Below are 20,070 nucleotides of genomic sequence, written 5' to 3'. Positions count from 1 at the left end.
GGCAGGTCCAACTACACCGGACGTTTCTTCTGCGGGTACGGCGCTTCGTGCCGGGCAAGCATCTCGACGAATCCGGCGATCTTTCGCGCCCGCGTCTCGGCGCGCTTAACCGAGTTGGTGCGGAGGATCAGCGCGAATCGGTTCTGGGACGTCAGGACGTCGAACATGGCTTGGGCCTCGGGAACTTCGGCGATCGCAGCTGCGAGGTCATCCGGGACTACGGAATCGGCTGGGCCCGCATAAGCGGCCTCCCACCGGCCATCGGCTTTGGCGGCCTCGACGGCGGCACGGCCTGCGTCGGTCATCTTGCCCTCGGATTCCAACCGGGCGATATGCCCTACGTTCCTTATGGACCAAATGCTCTTGCGGCCACGCGGCGTCATCCGTTGGAAGTAGCTGTCGGCGTCGCGGCTCCTGGCCTGTCCGTCGATCCAACCAAAGCACAGGGCCTCATCCAAGGCGGCGTCGTAGTCCAGTTCCGTGACGCTGCCACCCTTTTTATGCAGAATCAGCCACACTCCGGGACTGTCCGCGGCATGTGCCGAAAGCCAGTCACGCCAAGCGGCACCATCTGTAACCAGTAATTCCTCAAGCTCGATTGCCATGGATCCATTCTGCTGTGAAACGGGCAACCCCAGGCAAGGCCACGCGGCATAGGCTGGGAAGTGACTGCCCAGCCAAGGAGGACCCATGCTGCGATCCCGCCCCACCCACTACACGTCCCGCCCCGAGCAGTGGTCCACACTCCTCCAAGCTCTGGGGCTGGTGAAGACCCTGGACGACGACGGCTGGTGGGAGTTCGACTCCGGTTCGGGTCGCCTCGCGCTGGGCTACGTTGAGCACGGCCACTCGTTGGATGGCTCCACGATCTTCGGTGTGGAGGCGGGCAACCTGGCGGAATTCGCGCGCCGCACCGAGGAAGCCGGTACCCAGGCAGAAATCCACGAGACACCCGACGGAACCACTGTGCGGATCTCTGCCGAGGACGGGTTCGAGTTCTTTGCCTTCCCCGGCACGAGGGCAACCGATGGCACGTGGGCAACGTCAACGGAGGCCGATCCAGCCCTCACGGTGGTAGCCACCTGGATCAGTCCCTTCGTGGGCCTTGCGGCCAACGACCTCCGGAACATCGGTGCCCGGCCCCGGACGGAGGACGACGAATCGGCCACGTTCACCACCAAGAACGGCGGAATCCTGCGGGTGATCCACGGCGCGGACGGCGCCAACGGCGACCTCGCATTCGAGTACGACGGCGGGCTGGAACCACTGCTGGACCGCCTCAGGGCGGCAAAGATTGAGGCCAGAATCAGCGAAGATGTCCTGTACTTCGCCAACCCGGATGCCGCGGGCGGTGCGGCGCCGGCGTCGATCGTGGTGGAAAGAACAACACCACAGCAGACGCTGGCCCCCTAAAGCAGCTAGTCCTCCAAGGCCCCGTCACAGAGCCTGCCGACCACCTCGGTGAGCATGGTCAGCCCGGCGACGATGTCCTCGTCCGTGGTGTATTCGTGCTCGTTGTGGGAGATGCCATCAACGCTGGGCACAAACAGCATGACGGTGGGGACGAGGTCCTTCATATTGGTGGAGTCGTGCCCGGCCAGGGTCATGACTTCCTTGTTGGACAGGCCCAGGTCGGCGGCCACCTTGGCCGCGAGCTCCACGCCCTCCGGCTGGTACGGGGTGACGGCCCAGGAGTGTGAGTGGTTCTTCTCCACCGAGACGTTGGCCAGCCGTTCGATCTCCGTGATGCGGGCGTGCAGCAGGGCGTCGGCCTCGGCCAGGACTGCTTCGTCGGCGCTGCGCAGGTCCAGGAGCAGGTTCACGCGGGACGGCACCACCACCGGCGAGTTCGGGTAGACGTTGAGCTGACCCACCGACGTGTGCAGGACTCCGGGGAAACGGTCGGCGAGTTCGCGTGCAGCAACCACCAGCATCGACGCACCGAGCAGCGCGTCCTTCCGGTCTGCGATCACCGTGGAACCCGTGTGTGCCTGTTCGCCGTGGACCACGAACTCGTACTTGTTCGCAGCCCAGTTGGAGTTGACCAGGCCAATCGTGACACCTTCGCGTTCCATGCTGCGGCCCTGCTCGATGTGGATCTCGGCGCAATAGGCCGCCTCAGGCCCTTCAAAGGTTCCGCGGCAGCCGATCGCATCCAAGGCATCGCGGACGGTAACCCCGGCGGCGTCCTTGGTGTTGAGGGCGTCCTCGAGTTCCAGCTTGCCGGTGTAGACGGACGAGCCCATCATGGACGGCTTGAAGCGGCTGCCTTCCTCGTTGAACCAGTTGACGACGGCGAGGTTGAACTTGGGTGCAGTGGCGCCGGCTTCCCAGCGCGCTGCCAGGCGGAACGCCGCGTGGGCCGCGGCGAGGACGCCGTAAGCGCCGTCATAACGTCCCGCCGTCGGCTGTGAGTCCATGTGCGAGCCGACTACCACGAAGGGTGCACCGGGCACGGCCTCGTAGAGGCCCCATTGGTTGCCGGCGTGATCGAACTTCACCGTGAAGCCGTGCTGCTCAAGGAGGCCTGCCAGCCAGCGGCGCTGTTCGCCGTCAGGAATGGTTGCGGCCTGGCGGTCCACGCCGCCGTTTTCAGTGGCACCGAAGGCGCTCATGGTCCGGAAGTCCTGCACGAAGGCGGTGTCCTGGGCGGTGAAACTTGTGGTGGTTGTCATGGTCTCCCCTATGAGCTCTGGGTCGCTGAAACACGAACCGCTGAAACACGGGCCGCGAACGGACTTTCCGAGGAAGGTTCCGCGTGGAAGTTGGTTGATTGGTGGGTAAAGCGGCCTCCGACGGCGGTGGCCAGCACGTTCAGTCCGCTGATGTCGGGTGCCTCCAAGGGCGAGGCGGAGAGGACAACGAAGTCGGCAAGCTTGCCCGCCGACAGCGTGCCCTTTTCGCCCAGGGACCCAGTGGCCGCAGCGGCTCCGCTGGTGTAGGCGGCGAGGGCCTGATGCGGGGTGAGGCATTCGTCCGGGTTGCCAAAGACAGCACCGGACGCCGTCCTGCGGTCCACAAACGCCTGCATGCCGCGGAGGACGTTTCCGTCGGCGACAGGCCGGTCCGAACTTCCCGCGAGCGTCACCCCGGCTTCCAGGAAGCTGGCTGCCCGGTAGGCCCACGGCAGGCGGTCCGGCCCGAGGGAAGCGGTCATACCGTCCCCGCCGTCACGGAAGAAGCTTGCCTGGGGTGTCACGGCGATGCCGGCGTCCGCGAGCCGACCCAGCTGCTCGGGCCGCGTCATGGACGCGTGTTCGATCCTGTTGGGCACGCGGCGTGGTCCGTAGACAGCCTGGCACTCGGTAATGATGTCCACGGCTAGGTCAACGGCCCGGTCCCCGATGGCGTGGGCCGCGATGGACCACCCGGCGGCGTACGCGGCCTCGATGCGTTCCCGCAGCTGGGCCGGGTCCGCCTGGAAGTAGCCGGTATTGCCTCGGTTGTCCTTGTGGCCGTGGCTGCAGAACTCGTGGCTCACGGCAGCGGTTTCGCCCAGGAGTGAGCCGTCCAGGAAGACCTTGGCCGGTCCAAGGGACAGGTACTCGTTGCCGAACCCGCTGGTGATGCCAAGATCCAGCCCGGCCGGGGCCGCACCAACGCTGTCAGAAGCGTGCCCCTTGAGATCGTGCAGCACGTCCAGCACCGGCATCACCTGCGCGCGGGCATGGAGCCGACCGTTGGCCGCAGCGCTCTGGTAGGCGGCGAGCTCGGCCGGGCTGTGCCCGATCCAACCCCCGCCCACCCCGGCTTCGGTGAAACTCGTGATGCCCTCGGAGGCGTAGTAGCGCGTTGCCCGTTCAAGGGCGGCCTCGATGTCCTCCGAGGCATACGGGAGGATCAGCTGCTGGATCAGTTCCTGGGCCGTCTCCTGGACGAGTCCCGTGGGACGTCCCGCTCCGTCGCGGACAATCGCCCCGCCGTCGGGATCGGGGAACGACGGCGCGTCCGCACCTGCCAGCCGCAGCGCGGCTGTGTTGACCACCGCCATGTGCCCGGAGTTGTGCCGCATGAACAGCGGCCGCTCCCCCGTGATCCGGTCAAGCTCTGCGATGTCCGGGAAGGAACCGCCGTGCTGGGTCTGGCTGAAACCGGTGGCGAAAAGCCAGCCCTCGCCGTCAGACCTGGCTTCAGTAACAGCGCCCTGAAGCAACTCGTAGAGCTCCTCCAGGCCGTGGGCACCGGAGACGTCCAGTTCGGCCAGGCCCAGCCCGAACCAGGTGGTGTGGCAGTGGGCGTCGATGAAGCCGGGAGTCACGGTGGCGCCGCCAAGATCGAGTACCTGAACGGCGTCCAAGCCGTCCAAGTCCTCGTCGAGGCCCACGATGCGTCCCTGCCAAATGCCCAGCGAGCTGGCCACCGGACGGTCCGGATCCATGGTGATGATCTCTGCGTTCCGCAGGAGGAGGTCGAGTTTCATATCCGGTTCTAGCGGTGCGAGGTGGTGACGGACTTGATGCGGGTGTAGTCCTCGAGGCCATAGACGGAGAGGTCCTTGCCGGTGCCCGAGTGTTTGAATCCACCGTGCGGTGCTTCGGCTGGGATGACTTGGTGGCAGTTGATCCACACGGCTCCGAAGTCCAGCTCATTGGACACGCGGGTGACTACACCGTGGTTCTCGGACCACACGCTGGATGCGAGGGCGTACTTGGTGCCGTTGGCGAGCTCGATTGCTTCGTCCTCCGTGGCGAACGGCTGGACCGTCAGCACGGGGCCGAAGATTTCGTCGCACACCACTTCGTCTGTTTGGAACACCCCGTCAATGACTGTTGGCTCAAAGTGGAAGCCGGTTCCGGTGCGCTTGCCGCCGGACAGGACGCGGGCGTTGGCGGGCAGCCGGGACATGAACCCCTCCACCCGCTCCAACTGGGCGGCACTGTTGAGCGGGCCAAGGTCGGCTTCGTCGCCCCCTACCTTCAGGGCGGAAGCGGCATCGGCCAGGGCTGCTGCGAATTCCGTGTGGATGTCCTGGTGGACCAGCACGCGGGTCACCGCGGTGCAGTCCTGACCGGCATTGAAGAAGGCCGCAAGGGCGATTTCGCTGGCGGTCCGCTGGATATCGACGTCGGCAAACACCACGGCGGGCGCCTTGCCGCCAAGTTCAAGGTGAACGTCCTTAAGGGTCTTGGAGGCCGCGGACATGACCTGGGCACCGGCCCGGGTGGAGCCGGTGATGGAGACCATCTCCGGGATGTCATGGTCCACCATCGCGGCGCCGGCTTCGCGGCCACCGCAAACAATGTTAACGACGCCGGCCGGGTAGACCTGCTGTGCCAGTTCACCCAGGACCAGAGTGGACCAGGGTGTGGTGTCGGCAGGTTTGAGGACCAGTGTGTTGCCCGCCGCGAGGGCGGGCCCGATCTTCCAAATAGCCATCATGAACGGGTAGTTCCACGGCGTAATCTGGGCAACCACACCAATGGGCTCCCGCCGGATGGTGGAGGAGAAACCTTCCACGTACTCAGTCTGGGCCGTACCGGAAACCACCCGGCATGCCCCGGCGAAGAAGCGCAGTTGGTCCGCGCCGCGCAGGATTTCAAGCTCTTTGGTGAGGGCGGACGGCTTGCCGGTGCAGGCAACCTCGGCCTCGACCAGTCGGTCAACATTTGCCTCGATGAGGTCGGCCAGCTGCAACAGCAGCGACTGGCGCGTCCCCGGCGTCGTGCGCTTGTAGCTCTTGAAAGCTGCGGCGGCGGCCTGGAAGGCGGAGTCGACGGCGGCCGCGTCACTGTCCGGCGCGGTGCCGATCTGCTGGCCCGTGGCGGGGTCGAAGAACGGCAGGCTGGCCGCGGCGTCCACGGACTCGCCGTTGATGATGTTCTGAAGCTGGATCACAGTTGGCTCCGGTCAGTTTGTTGAAGTCTTGGGGGAACGCGTGGTGGGGTCCTGCGGCAGGTGCAACAGGGCCGGGAGGCCGGAGTCGGCGGCGCGGCGGAACGCGGCCGCGAAATCTTCGGTGCGGTCCACGCGCTCGCCGTAGCCGCCGTAGGAACGGGCGAGTGCGGCGAAGTCCGGGTTGGTCATGTGGGTGCCGGAGGGGCGGTCCGGGTAGTGCGCTTCCTGGTGCTCGCGGATGGTGGCGAAGATGCCGTTGTCCACCACCAGAACGACGAATGCGGCGCCGTAGCCCATGGCCGTGGCGATCTCTTGGCCGTTCATCATGAAGCAGCCATCGCCGGCCACGGAGATAACCTGACGGCCCGGGTAGGTGAGCGACGCCGCCACGGCAGCGGGAATCCCCATGCCCATGGCGCCGTTGCGCGGCGCGGCCAGGGAGTTGGCCGAGTTGTGGTCCAGGTAGCGTGCAGGCCACAGGGCGTGGTTTCCGGCGCCGAAGGTGAGGACGGCGTCGTCGGCCATTTCCTTCTTGAGGACCTCCATGGCGACGCCCAAGTCGACGCCGATGCCGCCGTCGGGCCGGGGTGTGGAGTAGGTGAGCTGATCGGCGCGGGCGCTGGCGAACCAACCTTCCTCGCTGTTGACCTTCGCGTCCATCCCCGTAAGCGAGGCGGCGAACGCCGTGACGTCCGCGATGATGTGCTGGTCCACGCGGCCGAAGTGGCCCAGGAGGTTGGCATCAGCGTTGACTACTACGGTGTGGGCGTTGAGTCCGCGCTTGTAGCCATCGGACAGGACGTCGCCCCGGACGCAGCCGACAAAGACGATCAAATCGGCGTCGTCCAGGCGCTGGGCGTTGGCGTCGCTGCGGCCGTAGCCGAGGAAGCCAGCGTAGGCGTCGCTGCGGTGCGGGACGGCGTCGTAAGCGCGGAAGTCAGCCACGATCGGCACGCTGTGCTGGCTCGCCCAAGCGGCCAACTGCTCGCCGGACTTCTGTGTCCAGCCTTCACCGCCGACGACGACGAGCGGCTTGTGTGCCTTCTCCAGCTTTTGGTTCAGCTCATCCAGGTCAACGGGGGCCGGCTCTGGACGGGCAACCTTGCGGGGTTCCACCGTGGCGTCCTCGACCACGTGCACCAACACATCCTCCGGGAGGCCGATGACCACGGGGCCGGGCCGTCCGCTGAGGGCAGTGAAAATGGCGTCGTCCACAACGCGGGCGGCGGAAGCGGCGTCGTCGAGCGTGACGACTTTCTTCGCTGTGCTGCCGAACCAGGCGTTGATGTCGAACTCCTGGAAGGACTCCCGGCCACGGTCGGCTACCGGGATCAGGCCCACGAACAGGATCAAGGGCGTGGCGTCCTGGTATGCGGTGTGGATGGAGATGAAGGCGTTGGCTGCGCCGGGACCGCGGGTGACCATGGCGACGCCCGGGAGCTCAGTCAGACGGCCTTCGGCGAGTGCCATGAACCCGGCGCCGCCTTCCTGGCGGGCCACCACGTTTTGGACCGGCGAGCCGTGCAAGCCGTCAAGGACGTCGAGGAAGCTCTCGCCCGGCACGGTGTAGACACGCTTGATACCCGCGCGTTCGAGTTGGCCGACAATCAGGTGGCCTGCGGTGGTGGTGCTCAATGCTTCATTCCTTCTTCTTCGATGGAAAGGGCCGGGAGGAACAGGCCGGACAACGCAGTCAGTACTGAGACAACCAGCAGGATGATGGCGCCGGGCCAGAAGGAATTGTTGGCGGCCACCAGCGCGGTGGCGATCAACGGCACGAAGCCGGAGATGACACCTGCAGTGTTGGAGGTGATGGCGACGCCGGTATAGCGGACCTTCGTGGCGAACAGGGCAGTCAACGCGGTACCGGAGACGGCGTACGGGATGGAGAGCACTGCGACGCCGATCATCATGCCGAGGACCACCAGGAACGGGTTGCGGGAGTCGATGGCCAGGAACACGGGAACTGCGATGAGCGCCGATGCCACGCCGCCCCAGAGGATCACCTTGCTGGCGCCGAACTTCTCGCCCAGCCGGCCAGCCCAGATAAGGGCGCCGATCTCGAGTGCTGCAGCCAGCAGGGTGCCCATGAGCAGGAGTTCAGAGGGCAGCTTGAGGACCTTGGTGCCGTAGAAGACAACGAAGCTGGTGATGAGGTAGAAACCGCCGATGCCGAGCAACGCCGAGCACATACCCACCAGGATCTGGCGCCAGCTGTTCTTCAGGACCCCGCGGATAGGAGCATGCTCCGTTTCTCCGGATTCCATGAGTGCTTCAAATTCGGGTGATTCGCTGAGTCGGCTGCGGATCCACAGGGAGATGGCAAGCAGCGGGATGGCGGCGATGAACGGGATGCGCCAGCCCCACGCGTCAAAGTTGGTCTGGCCCACCAGGAACAACATGCCGAAGAAGCCACCGGAAGACAGTATGGTGCCGATCGGGGAGCCGATCTGCGGCAGGGCGGCGTAGCGTGCGCGCTTCTCCACTGGAGCATTCTCGACGGCGATGATCACCGCGCCGCTCCACTCACCACCCACGGCGAGGCCCTGGACGATGCGCAGGGCTACCAGCAGGATGGGGGCTGCCAGGCCAATGGTCATGTAGTTCGGCAGGAGGCCGATGAGGCCGGTGACAATGCCGATGCCCACGATCGTGACCATGAGGATCTTCTTGCGGCCCACCTTGTCTCCAAGGGCACCGAAGATGAAGCCACCGATCGGCCGGGCTACGAAGCCGACTGCGAGCGTAGCGAAGGATCCCATGGCCGCCACGAAGGGGTCCTGGGAAACGAAGAACTGTGCGTTGAACACCAGCGCAGCGGCTGTGGTGAAAAGGAAGAAGTCGTACCATTCCAGCGCCGTGCCCACAAGGGCGGCCAGGGCCACCTTCTTGGTGACGCTTTCATCGACGACGCGTACTGCCGTGGGACTGGCGTCCGTGGCTCCGCTGACCGTGCTTGCCATAGTTGCTCCATGAGTGCGAACGGGACCGGACGTTGGGGGTGCCCGGGCAAATTTGTGTGACTCAATCCATAGTGCCAGTAGTTTTCCCCAAAAAGACTAGCGATCCACCACGGAAACGAGGCCCTAGAATGTGTAAATGCACAATTCTGAAACAACCGGGCATGCTGTCCGTTGGGCTCAGCTGGTGGACCAGCTCGAAGGGCGGCTGGACTCCCTGGCGCAGGCCTTCACCACGCGGGTCCGCGAAATTCCCGAATACGGCGAAAGCCAGGTGACGGTTCTGGAAATCCAGGAGACCGCACGGGAGACGTTCAGGCGCTTGATCCGCGGCCTGAGGAACGGACAAGCAGGCAGTCGGGACGGGTTGCTGGATTTCGCCTCGGACCTCGGCTCCAAACGCGCCCGCGCCGGCATTCCCCCCGAATCCCTGACCTCCGCCGTACGCCTGGACTTCAGCATCCTCTGGGCCGAACTGCTGGAAATCGCCGACACCGCGGACGCCGCCCTGCTTGCGACACGGGTGGACCAGGTATGGAGCGTCGTGGACGAATTCGCCACCCGAACCCACACGAGCTACCTGACCGAACGCGTCAGGATGGCACAAGAAGAGTCCAGCATCCAGCGCGAGTTCATAGCCCGCCTGTTCAACCAGAGCACCCCCTCCCTCGAAACCTCCGCGCAAGTGGCTTCCGCATTGGGCATCAACCCTGAATCACGCTTCGCCCTGGTCGCCGCGAGCGGCGATCCCGGGGCCCGGCTCAGGGCGGCAGCCTCCCAGTTCGGTTCAGGCCAGCATGCCCGGCAAAGATTGTTCCTGCACGAGTCCGGCGGCAACACCTACGTTTTCTGGGCGCTGCCTGCGGCGAGGACGCGCGGCCCCGAAACCCGGGGCGAGGCGCACGGCACTGAAAGCGATGCACAGCAGCTGCCACCCGGCGTCGTGAACGTGCCCTGCGGCTACGTGCCCGAGGTCCTTGGCCTCCGCGCGCTCCCAACGGCCGCCCGCACGGCCGAAAGCCTGGCCGCGCTCCTTCGGCCCCGCGACGCCGGCCCGCTGTCCGCCGATTCCGCATGGGCCCGGCTGGCCCAGCAAAACCTGCAGGACGCCGGATTGGACCTCGCCGCGGAACTTGAAGAGGCATTGGCGGAGTGCCGGGGCGGCGAGCGCGAGCGTTTGCTCGAAACGGTCCGGAACTACTTGGGCACGGGCAATGTCACTGTCACCTCCGAGCAACTGTTTTGCCACCGCAACACCATCCTCAACAGGCTCAACCGCTTCCAGGAACTGACGGGAATCGATCTGGCCGTTCCCGCGAAGACAGCCCGCCTGGTGGTGGCGTGGGCCTAGCGCTTTCGCGGCCGCAGCGGCGCTCCGGTGTGTGTTTCCACATTCCCGGGCCCATTTTGGTGGGAGTTCTGCCATTGATGGTGTGATCGGGCACACACCATAGTTGTAGCTACCTTGCACCGGACACTCGTCCCCGCACCCCATCCGGAGAATCAGATGGCCCACACGGTAGATACTGCCCCCGCATCATCGTCCAGGCTTGACCTGGCAAAGATGCGCAAGATTGCCCTCGCCAGCGTTATTGGCACCACCGTCGAGTGGTACGACCTTTTCGTCTTCGGGACGGCGTCGGCCCTTGTCTTCAACAAGATCTTCTTCCCCAGCTTCGACCCGATCGTCGGCACCATGCTGGCCTTCGGCACGTTCGCTTCCGCCTACATTGCCCGTATGGTGGGGGCCATCATCTTCGGCCACTTCGGTGACCGGCTTGGCCGCAAGTCCATGCTCCTGGTCTCCCTCCTGACCATGGGAGCGGCTACCTTCGCCATCGGCCTCCTGCCCGACTACAACAGCATCGGCATCATGGCGCCGCTTCTTTTGCTCTTCCTCCGCGTCATCCAAGGCCTGGCCCTCGGCGGCGAATGGGGCGGCGCAGTGCTCATGACCGTTGAGCATGCCCCTCCCGCCCGTCGCGGTTTCTACGGGTCGCTGGTGCAGGTTGGCGTACCCGCCGGCACCCTGATCGCCAACGTTGCTTTCCTGATTGTGGCCTCCACCGTCAGCACCGAAGCCCTGTACTCATGGGGCTGGCGTATCCCGTTCCTGGCATCGGTCCTCCTGGTCAGCGTGGGCATCTACATCCGCCTGCACATCGAGGAAACCCCGTCCTTCCAGGCAGTCAAGACCGCCGGCGCCAAGGCGAAGATGCCGTTCGCCGCACTGATGGCCAAGTACTGGAAGCAGGTGGTCCTGGGCGGCGTCGCCACCCTGTCCACGGGCAGCACGTTCACCCTGCTGGTGGCCTCCGGCGTTTCCTACGGCAAGAAGGAACTTGGGCATTCCGAGAGCCTGATGCTCTGGGTGGTCCTGGCCTCCTGCATCCTGGGCCTGTTCCTTATCCCGTTCTTCGGCAAGCTCTCGGACAAGTTCGGCCGCAAGCCCATCATCTTCGCCGGTGTTGCAGCCGAAGCTGCTCTCGCCTTCCCGATGTTCTGGCTCATGGACACCAAGTCCGTGGCGCTGCTCTTCGTCGCCTACCTGGCCATGATGACTGCGTTCTGCGCCAACTATGGCCCCATCGCCACGTTCCTGGCCGAGCTCTTCGGCTCCAAGGTCCGCTATTCAGGACTGTCGGTGGCCTACATGCTGTCCGGCCTCCTGGGCAGCGCCGCCACCCCGTTCGTCACCACGTGGCTCCTGGGCATGACGGGACAGAGTTCTTCGATCGCCTGGTACATCATGGCAGCGGCCGGACTGTCCTTGGTGGCCCTCTTCCTGCTGACAGAGACCCGCTACGGCAACATCGACGCCGTCGATGAAGCTCCCGCTCTTGCCGGCTCCACGGAAGCCGCGGCAGCCAAATGAAACCAAGCACCATCGAGCGCCTGGCCGGCATCCCCGGCCAGGCGCCCGCCGTCGGGCCCTTTTCCCCGGCGGTCATTGCCAACGGTTTCGTCTTCACCTCCGGCCAGATCCCAGCGATCACCGGCCTGGACCATCAACCTGACACCTTTGAAGGGCAGGTCCGGCAAACCATCCAGAACCTCGCGGGCGTGCTGGAAGCCGCCGGGTCCAGCCTGGGACACGTGGTGAAGGTGAACACCTACCTGACCAGCCCCGACCAGCTGGAGGAATACAACCGCGTGTACGTGGAATACTTCGGCACCGCCAAACCGGCCCGGACCACCGTGTGCGTCAGCCTGTGGGGCGTGTCCCTGGAAATTGAATGCGTGGCAGTGCTGGCCAACATCACGTCGGACACCCCGGAGGACACCCCATGATCCCAACACTCCTTGGAGACCTGACAGCCGTCAGCTACCCGACCATCGGCCACTTCCTCGAAGACGGCTTCGTCTCCCCCACCATCCAGACGCTCCTGGACAACGTGAAGATTGCCGGACCCGCCGTCACCGTCCGGATCGCTGACCACGATGCCATCGCCATGAACCATGCCCTCCTGGCGCTCCGGCCCGGCGACGTCCTGGTGGTGGACATGTGCGGCGACCACCAGCATGCGCCCGTCGGGGCCGTGACGGCAGCCGCTGCGCTCGCCCAAGGTGCTGCCGCCGTCGTGGTTGATGGCGTGGCCACCGACGTACTGGAACTGCGGCAGACCGGCTTGCCGGTGTTCGCCCGCGGGACCTCCTGCCTGACCACCAAACGCCTGCACGGGACCGGCTCCGCCGTCAACGTCCCGGTGCAGTGCGGTGGTGTGAAGGTCAACCCCGGCGACCTGGTCCTGGGCGACGACAACGGGCTGGTCGTCCTCTCCCCCGAAGCTGCGCGCGACGTCCTGGAGAAGGCGCTCGCATCCGACGCAGCGGAGCCGGCCATCCTTGCACGCATAACATCCGGCGAGCCCCTCGAATCCATTCTGGCGCTCTAATACCGCCGAGAGCGTAACGCCGCAGCCACCGGGACGCCGCCAAGGAAGTTCGGCTGGGGATGGGGTAGAACTTAACCATGAGCGTACGTACACCCGACCCGTATCCAGGCTGGCTTTCAGATGAAGACCTCTTCGAAGCCCGCGGCCGACTCCCCATGGTCTACGTGGAGGCTGTCCCGGTCAGGCTGGACCCGCTCGGGTATGTGAACGAAGTTGGCACGCTCCTGCAGGGCGACGCCGACGGCAACATGGTCCGCTACCTCGTTTCCGGCCGCGTTCTCTACCGCGAGACCATCCGGGCGGCCCTCCTGCGGCACATGGAAAAGGACCTCGGCCCCCTGGCCTTCCCGCAACTGCCCATCAGCCCCGTTCCCTTCACCGTGGCGGAATACTTCCCGGCTCCGTCGCAGACCGGCTTCACGGACGACCGGCAGCACGCCGTCTCGCTGGCCTACATCATTCCCGTGACCGGTGAATGCGAACCCCGCCAGGACGCCCTCGAACTCACGTGGATGACACCGCAGGAGGTCCTGAGCGAGAACGTCCAGCAGGAGTTCGACGGCGGCCGCGGGAACCTCGTGCGGCAGGCGCTGGCGTTCTCGGGCCTCGTTCTCTAGCGGGTCCCCGGCCCCTGCCCCGGCTGGTCTTTGTAGACTGGACGGCGGACCCCAAGAGAACCAAAGGACTTCCGATGACTCACAGCCCAGCCACACAGCAGTACAAAGAAAAGCAGGCTGGGGACCTGCAGCCCGGAGATTTTGTGTTCCCGCCCGGTGACGGGCCAGCCGAGGAAATCCGCGGCATCGAGGTGCAGGCCGACGATTACGGCGTGGCCGCCTTGCTACTGGTGACCATGGTCGACGGCGGCACTGTACGGATCGCTGTCGGGTCCAGTGTTCCTGTGGGTGACGGGGTTCCGGCTGGCTCCGGTGATGCTTCCACTGAAGCCGCACCCGACCCCGGCACCACCGACTCCAGCACTCCCGACCCCAGCACTCCCGCTGAAGGGGACGCTGAGGCTCCCGCTGGACCCGCCGTCGTCGTACCTCCCCGCCCGGAGGCGCCCCCGACGTACACCGGACCCAGCGCCGAAGAGCTGGCCCTTATCCCCGGGCCCGACGGCACCCCGGAAGCCGTGGTGCGTGCCGCGGCCGCCAACCACAAGGGCAAGAACGGCGTCCAGGTACTGTCCGAACGGCTCGCCAAGGGCATCAACACCAAGTCCGGAAGCTGCCTCCGGGACCTCAGCGACCTCGCGTTCGACCTGTGCATCGTCCTGCGCGATCCGGACCACGCTTTGGCCGTCGCGGACCTGCTGAACGTGCTGCCGTTCGACGGCAACCTGGACCGGTGGGCGTCGATCGAGCGGGCCCTGGCCCTGTCCAGTTTCATCTGCCGCGAAGCCGGGCAAGCGGAGCGCGCCGCGGTGTACGAGAAGCTGCTGCGAGCCCCCGAGTCCCAGGAAGAAGACCCCTTCAAGGCCCGGATCAACGCCCGTGTCCGCCAGCGCTCGCTCAACGAACCCAACCTGTACGACAAGGAAATCTTCCGCGCGATCGACAACGGCAACCACGAAGCCGAGCGCGAATGGCGCTTCCTTCGCCTCGAAGCGCTGATGTTCCTGCGCGCCCACGGCGGTTCGAAGACCATCGGCGAGGAAGAGTTGGCGCGCCGGATCGGCAATGAACTCGAATCGGTGCGCGCCTGACACTGTTTCAGCGGCTTCAAGACCTGTTATGTGGGGGCGAACGGCGGTAGATTCGGGGCCATGACGAACAATCTGAGCGTTGTGGTTAATGCCGATGCGCAGCAGGTTTGGACCATGCTGCGTGAACCGTCGTTGGTGGCCCAATGGCATGGTTGGGAAGCCGACGATCTCAACGACGAAATCAAACAGATCTACTTCAACACAGACGTCGTGGAAGGGCCCGATCACACGAGCCTGACCGTGAACGGCGGGGACATTTTTGAGCTCCACCCAGTTTCAGGCGGCACCGAAGTGCGGATCACCAGGGTTGCGTTGGACCATGATTCCGAGTGGGCCGACTGGGACGAGGACATCACCCAGGGGTGGCTCACGTTCCTTCATCAGCTGCGCTTTGCCCTGGAACGGCACCCGCACGGGCACCGGCGGACACACTTTATCTCGCTGCCCGGCAAAGGCGGTCCTGCGATTGAGAAGCTGGGGCTGGGGGATTTGCCGCCCGTTGGAGAGGAGTATTCGCTCACGCTTTCCACGGGCGAGAAGATTTCCGGCAAAGTCTGGTTCAAGAGCCGGCATCAGGTGGGCCTCACCGTCCACAGCTACGCCGAGCACGGTGATGGCCTGCTGATCGTCGCCGAACAGCTGCCGATTCCGGAAAAAAGGCCCGACGGCGGCTCCATGGTGATTGCCTCGACCTACGATTTGGGGGCCCACACCTTGGCGGACATCAGGTCCTCGTGGGACAACTGGAAAGAGTCGAACTACGGGTCGTAGGGCTTATCCGGCAGGCTGCTCCCGGTAAAGCTGGCACACTTGTTAGCGTGCCAGCTTCCTCATCTGCTCCTGCATCTTCCCCTGCTCCCGCCCTGCCAGGTTTGTCCGGCCGGCAATCCGAGTTTGCCTTTTCGGTAGGCAAGCGCCTGACTGAGACGTGCTCGCCGTCGGACGCGCAGATAGCCGACAACGGCGGCGCCTTCCTGGGCCGCACCGGAACCATCACCACGCCGCACGGGACCATCCAGACGCCCGCGTTCATCGCCGTCGGGACCAAAGCCACCGTGAAGGCAGTGCTGCCCGAGTCCATCGCCGACCTCGGCGCGCAGGCTGTCCTGGCCAACGCCTACCACCTGTACCTGCAGCCCGGGCCCGAAATCCTCGACGCCGCCGGCGGGCTGGGCGCGTTCATGAACTGGTCCGGCCCCACCTTCACGGACTCCGGTGGATTCCAGGTGATGAGCCTGGGCTCGGGGTTCAAGAAGGTCATCGACATGAAGAACGTGGACAGCTCCGGACCGGATGACGCAGTGGCGCCCGGCAAGGAGCGGCTGGCGCACATCGATGATGACGGCGTCTGGTTCAAGTCGCACCTGAACGGGGACCGGCACCGTTTCTCCCCCGAGGTCTCCATGCAGGTCCAGCACCAGATCGGCGCCGACATCATGTTCGCTTTCGACGAGCTCACCACGCTGCAGAACTCGCGCGCGTATCAGGAGGAGTCGCTGGAGCGGACACGTCTGTGGGCGCTGCGGTGCTTGGAGGAACACGATTCCTTGACTTCTTCCCGCGTGGGCAAGCCATACCAGGCGTTGTTCGGCGTGATCCAAGGCGCCCAGTATGAGGACCTTCGCCGCAAGGCATGCCAGGACCTCGGCGCCATGCCCTTTGACGGTTACGGGATCGGCGGGGCCCTGGAAAAGGAAAACCTGGGCACGATTGTGCGCTGGTGCAACGAGGAACTTCCCGAGGACAAGCCGCGGCACCTGCTGGGCATCTCCGAGCCGGACGACATCTTCACTGCGATTGAGAACGGCGCCGACACGTTCGACTGTGTCTCCCCCACCCGTGTGGCCCGGAATTCCGCGTTCTACACACCGTTTGGCCGGTTCAACCTGAGCGGGGCTCGCTATAAAACCGACTTTGGCCCCCTGCAGGATGGCTGCGATTGCTACACCTGTGTGAACTATTCACGGGCCTACATCCACCACCTGTTCAAGGCCAAGGAAATGCTCTCGGCAACGCTCATCTCCATCCACAACGAACGCTTCGTGGTGAAGATGGTGGACGACGCCCGCCTGGCCATCGAATCCGGGGACTTCTTCGAGTTCAAGGCGGAGACTCTGGGCCGGTACTACTCGTAGTCGCCGAGTTCGAGGCTACGCTGCGGCTACCCCATAGCTCGGCTCGCGCTTCTTGATCCAGCCGACAACCAGCACAGTGACGGGGACGAACAGGAACTCCACGGCGGTCTTGTAGACGAAGCCAACCAGGGCGTAGTTCAGGAACGAGCCGAAGTCCGTGATGCCGATGACCGATGCGGCGATGCTGCAGAAGATCAGGGTGTCCACGAATTCGCCCACCACGGACGAGCCCATCAGGCGTGCCCACAGGGACTTCTCGCCGGTGCGGGCCTTCATCTTCACGAGGATCCACGAGTTGATGGTCTGACCTGCCAGGAAGGCAAGGAGTGAACCAAGGACGATCAGCGGCACGGGCCCAAGGGCACCCTCGATGGCTGCCTGCTTGGCGGTGCTGTAGTCGTCACTGAAACCCGGCAACACGATGATGATCCAGTAGCAGAGGGAGGCAAAGACCGAGAGGGCAAACGAGGTGATGATGGCCTTGCGCGCCACCTTGAAGCCGTACACCTCGCTCATCACGTCGCCCAGGATGTAGGCGAGAGGGAACAGGAAGAACCCGCCGTCAGTCAGGATTGGCCCGAGCGCGACGCCCTTGGACGCGCCGATGTTGGACAGGATCAGCACCACGGCCATGACGGCCAGCATGATGCCGAAATACGGGGAGCCGATTGAAGCAAAGCGTGGGGCGGGCTTGCTCAAGGTACTGGAGCCTGAGGGCGAGGGCATGGGTCATCCATTTCGTAGTGGTTCGCGCAGGCCCCTGCATTCAGGGCACCCCGCTGTATTAGCACTGTGGTTGGTGGGGCATGTGGCCCGGCACCGGTTCCATTATCCCACCCGACGCTCTCTCACCTTTCACGCCCTTTCCCCCGACGCTCTCTCACCTTTCACGCCCTTCCCCCCCGACGCTCTCTCACCTTTCACGCCCTTTCCCCCGACGCTCTCTCACTTACTGTTTTGAACACGTTCAGAAATGGTGGCATACTCGTCCTTGAACACGTTCAAAAGTTTCATCGAAGGAGTGCTGCATGGCAGCGAAGAGTGAGCAGACCCGCCAACTGGTAGCCGACGTCGCGCTGAAGATGTTCCGCGAAATCGGCTTCGAGAAAACCACCATGCGCGCCATTGCACAGGAGGCCGGGGTGTCGGTGGGGAACGCGTACTACTACTTCGCGTCCAAAGACGAGCTGGTCCAGGAGTTGTACATCCAGGTGCAGGATGAGCACGCGGTGGTCGCGGCCCAGGCCCTCGAAAGCGTGCAGGATCTTGCTGGCCGCCTCAAAGCCGTGCTGCATACCGGCGTCGATGTCATGGCGCCTTACCACCAGTTCGGTTCCGACTTCATCGCAACGGCGATCCGGCCGTCGTCGCCCGTCAACCCGTTCGGCGAGGCGTCCACCGCCGCCCGGGAGGCTTCGCTCGCGATCTTCCGTTCCGCCGTCGACGGTTCCTCGCCGGCCGTTGCGAAAAAGTTGCGCGGCGACCTGCCCGAATTGCTGTGGCTGGCGTACATGGGAGTCGCACTGTTCTGGGTTTACGACAAATCCGAGGGCCAACGCCGAACGCGCAAACTGATCGACGGGGCGGCGCCGCTGGTGGCGCGGGGCCTGTCGCTCGCCAAGATTCCCGGCGTCGGCAAAGTGTTTGACGACGTCCTGGGACTCGTCCGCACCGTCAAGGAAGACTCGTGAAGCAGCGGACCGTGGCAATCGCGGGCGCCAACGGCTTCATTGGCAGCTACTTCCGGCAGCGGTTTCTTGACGAGGGTTGGCAGGTCCGAACGATTGGGCGGGACGCTTCGGCTGACGCTCACTGGAACGACGACGGCGCCATCACCAAAGCGCTGAACGGCGCCGAGCTGCTGGTGAACCTCGCCGGACGGTCCGTGAATTGCCGCTACGACGAACGGCACCGGCGGGAGATTCTGGAATCCCGGGTATTGACGACCCGAACATTGGCCCGCGCGATGGCGGCGTGTGCCGAACCGCCCCGGACCTGGATCAACTCGAGTACTGGCACCATTTACCGGCACGCGGAAGATGACCCGCAGTCGGAGGCCTCGGGTGAACTGGGCAGTGGGTTCTCCGTAGACGTCGCCCGTGCATGGGAGGACGAGTTGGCGGCGGCTGATGTGCCGGGCACCCGCAAAGTGCCCCTGCGCATTGCGATCGTGCTGGGGCCTGGCGGTGGCGTGATGGGTCCGTTGCGAAACCTCGCGCGCTTGGGCTTGGGCGGGCACATGGGACCCGGTACACAGAAGTTCAGCTGGATCCACGTGGAGGACTTGTTCCGTGTTGTCCTGTTCGTCCACGGCCACGGTGAGCTGACGGGTCCGGTAAACGCGGCGTCGCCCCATCCTGTGGACAACCGCGAGCTGATGTCGCTGGTTCGGCGAAGCCTGGGTGTTCCGTTTGGTATTCCGACACCGGCCTGGCTGCTCGAGGCCGGAGCCGTTCTGATCCGAACACAAACCGAACTGGTGCTGAAGAGCAGATGGGTGGAGCCCCGGAAACTGCTCGACGCGGGGTTCGCGTTCGAGCATCCCTCGCTTGCTGGCGCTCTCAACGAGATTGCCGAGGGGAATCGATGAGCGCGGTCAGTCCCCCGCCAGCCTGGCCCTACGACCCGAAGGACCGGGTAGTGCTGGGATGGAAGGGCCTGGTGGTGGGAATCCTGGTGTCGCACATGACGTTCTGTGCGCTGTTTGTTCCAATGATGTTCGGCGCGACCAGCAAATCTGTTCCGCTCGTGATCTTCTATTGCGCCATGTATTTCCTCTTCGGCGCAATACCCATTTGGGCCGTAGGTGCGCCGATCGGAGCGCTGCTGGGCAAGGCACTCCGCACCGTCCGCAATCAGTGGGTGCATGTGGCTGCGTTCGTTGTTGCGGGAACTGCTGCCGGCGCGTTGGTCGGCGCACTTTTCAGCACACTTCCGATTATTGGCTTTTCTGTATGCACGGCCGTCGCCGCCGGAATCGGCCGGCTATCAATCTGGAAGCTCGTCCGCACCAACGACGAACCCTCTCTCAGCTAATCGGCCCTCCAACCCACCGCTCTCTCACCTCATTGACAGTTTCAGCCGACCCTCCATCACCTATTCGCGCCTTTGGAGGGACGCTCACTCACATGACGCGATGACGACGGCGGTCCACGGGGTCGCGTCGCTCCCTCGGCCGTCCCCGAAAATTTCGCCATGCCAGCACGGAACCCCCCGAAACCCCCATGAAGTGAGCGAGGGTCCACCAAAACACGACAGCCGGTGAGCGAGGGTCCACCAAAACACGACAGACGGTGAGAGAGGGTCCACCAAAACACGACAGACGGTGAGAGCATCCGGGGCGAGCGGCCGCCGTCGAGCATTAACGTTCGTGGGTCCGGCCCGCGCCCCAACGCAACCCGAAACCTAAGGAAGTGTTAGGAAATCCCCTCCCGCGTTGGCTGTGCCGTGCATCACCCATAGTTTGGAACATGTCCTCTTCACCCCGGAGGGCCTTTCTTAGTCGACGAAGAGCCATGCGCAAGGACGCCATGAGC

The 20,070-nt window shown here is 64.6% G+C and carries 19 protein-coding genes; 12 read left to right on the top strand and 7 right to left on the bottom strand.

The features are described from left to right. Positions 1-11 precede the first annotated feature (11 nt). Entirely contained in the window at positions 12-605 is a 594-nt protein-coding gene (locus N7568_RS19310) for a YdeI/OmpD-associated family protein (protein WP_261611399.1), read from the bottom strand. Between the two features lie 85 nt (positions 606-690). On the opposite strand from N7568_RS19310, the gene N7568_RS19305 reads away from it, so the two are divergent. Further along, on the top strand, positions 691-1,413 hold the full coding sequence (locus N7568_RS19305; protein ID WP_261611398.1) for a hypothetical protein: 723 nt from the start codon (positions 691-693) through the stop codon (positions 1,411-1,413). A 5-nt stretch (positions 1,414-1,418) separates the two neighbouring features. On the opposite strand, the gene N7568_RS19300 is transcribed toward N7568_RS19305, so the two are convergent. The 5 genes from N7568_RS19300 to N7568_RS19280 are packed head-to-tail and all read right to left on the bottom strand — an operon-like array spanning position 1,419 to position 8,798. Further along, positions 1,419-2,675, bottom strand: a complete 1,257-nt coding sequence (locus tag N7568_RS19300; protein WP_261611397.1) for a M20 family metallo-hydrolase — start codon at positions 2,673-2,675, stop codon at positions 1,419-1,421. An 8-nt stretch (positions 2,676-2,683) separates the two neighbouring features. Beyond that, positions 2,684-4,420, bottom strand: a complete 1,737-nt coding sequence (locus N7568_RS19295) for an amidohydrolase (protein WP_261611396.1) — start codon at positions 4,418-4,420, stop codon at positions 2,684-2,686. Between the two features lie 8 nt (positions 4,421-4,428). Next, the gene (locus N7568_RS19290) at positions 4,429-5,835 is read right to left on the bottom strand and encodes a gamma-aminobutyraldehyde dehydrogenase (RefSeq protein ID WP_261611395.1); all 1,407 of its coding nucleotides are present in this window, start codon (positions 5,833-5,835) and stop codon (positions 4,429-4,431) included. 12 nt (positions 5,836-5,847) lie between these two features. Then, positions 5,848-7,470 carry a thiamine pyrophosphate-dependent enzyme gene (locus tag N7568_RS19285; protein WP_261611394.1) on the bottom strand — a complete coding sequence of 541 codons (1,623 nt, stop codon included), beginning with the start codon at positions 7,468-7,470 and terminating at the stop codon, positions 5,848-5,850. Continuing rightward, a complete protein-coding gene (locus tag N7568_RS19280) occupies positions 7,467-8,798 on the bottom strand; it encodes an MFS transporter (RefSeq protein ID WP_261611393.1) in 1,332 nt (443 codons plus the stop codon). Before N7568_RS19280 ends, N7568_RS19285 begins: the two co-directional genes overlap by 4 nt. Before the next feature lie 136 nt (positions 8,799-8,934). On the opposite strand from N7568_RS19280, the gene N7568_RS19275 reads away from it, so the two are divergent. The 8 genes from N7568_RS19275 (at position 8,935) to tgt (ending at position 16,534) form a co-directional block, all read left to right on the top strand. Further along, the gene (locus N7568_RS19275; RefSeq protein WP_261611392.1) at positions 8,935-10,146 is read left to right on the top strand and encodes a PucR family transcriptional regulator; all 1,212 of its coding nucleotides are present in this window, start codon (positions 8,935-8,937) and stop codon (positions 10,144-10,146) included. A 156-nt stretch (positions 10,147-10,302) separates the two neighbouring features. After that, positions 10,303-11,670, top strand: a complete 1,368-nt coding sequence (locus N7568_RS19270) for an MFS transporter (protein ID WP_253466387.1) — start codon at positions 10,303-10,305, stop codon at positions 11,668-11,670. Continuing rightward, the gene (locus tag N7568_RS19265; protein ID WP_261611391.1) at positions 11,667-12,086 is read left to right on the top strand and encodes a RidA family protein; all 420 of its coding nucleotides are present in this window, start codon (positions 11,667-11,669) and stop codon (positions 12,084-12,086) included. The genes N7568_RS19270 and N7568_RS19265 overlap by 4 nt, the downstream gene beginning before the upstream one ends. After that, positions 12,083-12,691, top strand: coding sequence for an RraA family protein (locus N7568_RS19260; protein ID WP_261611390.1), 609 nt, complete (start codon positions 12,083-12,085; stop codon positions 12,689-12,691). Before N7568_RS19265 ends, N7568_RS19260 begins: the two co-directional genes overlap by 4 nt. A gap of 77 nt (positions 12,692-12,768) precedes the next feature. Then, the gene (locus N7568_RS19255) at positions 12,769-13,308 is read left to right on the top strand and encodes an NUDIX hydrolase family protein (protein WP_261611389.1); all 540 of its coding nucleotides are present in this window, start codon (positions 12,769-12,771) and stop codon (positions 13,306-13,308) included. Positions 13,309-13,382: 74 nt separating this feature from the next. Continuing rightward, on the top strand, positions 13,383-14,399 hold the full coding sequence (locus N7568_RS19250; protein WP_261611388.1) for a DUF6707 family protein: 1,017 nt from the start codon (positions 13,383-13,385) through the stop codon (positions 14,397-14,399). A gap of 60 nt (positions 14,400-14,459) precedes the next feature. Further along, positions 14,460-15,170 carry an SRPBCC family protein gene (locus tag N7568_RS19245; RefSeq protein ID WP_261611387.1) on the top strand — a complete coding sequence of 237 codons (711 nt, stop codon included), beginning with the start codon at positions 14,460-14,462 and terminating at the stop codon, positions 15,168-15,170. 47 nt (positions 15,171-15,217) lie between these two features. Beyond that, positions 15,218-16,534, top strand: coding sequence for a tRNA guanosine(34) transglycosylase Tgt (gene tgt, locus N7568_RS19240; RefSeq protein ID WP_261611386.1), 1,317 nt, complete (start codon positions 15,218-15,220; stop codon positions 16,532-16,534). A 15-nt stretch (positions 16,535-16,549) separates the two neighbouring features. Here the strand turns inward: tgt and N7568_RS19235 are convergent, their stop codons facing one another. After that, positions 16,550-17,260 carry a queuosine precursor transporter gene (locus N7568_RS19235; RefSeq protein WP_261611385.1) on the bottom strand — a complete coding sequence of 237 codons (711 nt, stop codon included), beginning with the start codon at positions 17,258-17,260 and terminating at the stop codon, positions 16,550-16,552. A gap of 302 nt (positions 17,261-17,562) precedes the next feature. On the opposite strand from N7568_RS19235, the gene N7568_RS19230 reads away from it, so the two are divergent. The 3 genes from N7568_RS19230 to N7568_RS19220 are packed head-to-tail and all read left to right on the top strand — an operon-like array spanning position 17,563 to position 19,570. Further along, a complete protein-coding gene (locus tag N7568_RS19230) occupies positions 17,563-18,225 on the top strand; it encodes a TetR/AcrR family transcriptional regulator (protein WP_261611384.1) in 663 nt (220 codons plus the stop codon). Then, positions 18,222-19,124 (top strand): TIGR01777 family oxidoreductase, encoded by a 903-nt coding sequence (locus tag N7568_RS19225; RefSeq protein WP_261611383.1) that lies wholly within the window; start codon positions 18,222-18,224, stop codon positions 19,122-19,124. Before N7568_RS19230 ends, N7568_RS19225 begins: the two co-directional genes overlap by 4 nt. Further along, positions 19,121-19,570 (top strand): hypothetical protein, encoded by a 450-nt coding sequence (locus N7568_RS19220; protein ID WP_261611382.1) that lies wholly within the window; start codon positions 19,121-19,123, stop codon positions 19,568-19,570. Before N7568_RS19225 ends, N7568_RS19220 begins: the two co-directional genes overlap by 4 nt. Positions 19,571-20,070: the final 500 nt, after the last annotated feature.

The organism is Paenarthrobacter aurescens (genome assembly GCF_025421775.1).
Taxonomy (GTDB): domain Bacteria; phylum Actinomycetota; class Actinomycetes; order Actinomycetales; family Micrococcaceae; genus Arthrobacter; species Arthrobacter aurescens_B.
This window is presented reverse-complemented; position numbering and strand designations above follow the sequence as displayed.

Coding starts and splice junctions, on each gene's coding strand:
- N7568_RS19230 (WP_261611384.1), top strand. CDS start 17,563: ATGGCAGCGAAGAGTGAGCAGACCCGCCAACTGGTAGCCGACGTCGCG.
- N7568_RS19245 (WP_261611387.1), top strand. CDS start 14,460: ATGACGAACAATCTGAGCGTTGTGGTTAATGCCGATGCGCAGCAGGTT.
- N7568_RS19280 (WP_261611393.1), bottom strand. CDS start 8,798: ATGGCAAGCACGGTCAGCGGAGCCACGGACGCCAGTCCCACGGCAGTA.
- N7568_RS19305 (WP_261611398.1), top strand. CDS start 691: ATGCTGCGATCCCGCCCCACCCACTACACGTCCCGCCCCGAGCAGTGG.
- N7568_RS19270 (WP_253466387.1), top strand. CDS start 10,303: ATGGCCCACACGGTAGATACTGCCCCCGCATCATCGTCCAGGCTTGAC.
- N7568_RS19310 (WP_261611399.1), bottom strand. CDS start 605: ATGGCAATCGAGCTTGAGGAATTACTGGTTACAGATGGTGCCGCTTGG.
- N7568_RS19255 (WP_261611389.1), top strand. CDS start 12,769: ATGAGCGTACGTACACCCGACCCGTATCCAGGCTGGCTTTCAGATGAA.
- N7568_RS19260 (WP_261611390.1), top strand. CDS start 12,083: ATGATCCCAACACTCCTTGGAGACCTGACAGCCGTCAGCTACCCGACC.
- N7568_RS19235 (WP_261611385.1), bottom strand. CDS start 17,260: ATGCCCTCGCCCTCAGGCTCCAGTACCTTGAGCAAGCCCGCCCCACGC.
- N7568_RS19300 (WP_261611397.1), bottom strand. CDS start 2,675: ATGACAACCACCACAAGTTTCACCGCCCAGGACACCGCCTTCGTGCAG.
- N7568_RS19265 (WP_261611391.1), top strand. CDS start 11,667: ATGAAACCAAGCACCATCGAGCGCCTGGCCGGCATCCCCGGCCAGGCG.
- N7568_RS19275 (WP_261611392.1), top strand. CDS start 8,935: ATGCACAATTCTGAAACAACCGGGCATGCTGTCCGTTGGGCTCAGCTG.
- N7568_RS19250 (WP_261611388.1), top strand. CDS start 13,383: ATGACTCACAGCCCAGCCACACAGCAGTACAAAGAAAAGCAGGCTGGG.
- N7568_RS19220 (WP_261611382.1), top strand. CDS start 19,121: ATGAGCGCGGTCAGTCCCCCGCCAGCCTGGCCCTACGACCCGAAGGAC.
- N7568_RS19295 (WP_261611396.1), bottom strand. CDS start 4,420: ATGAAACTCGACCTCCTCCTGCGGAACGCAGAGATCATCACCATGGAT.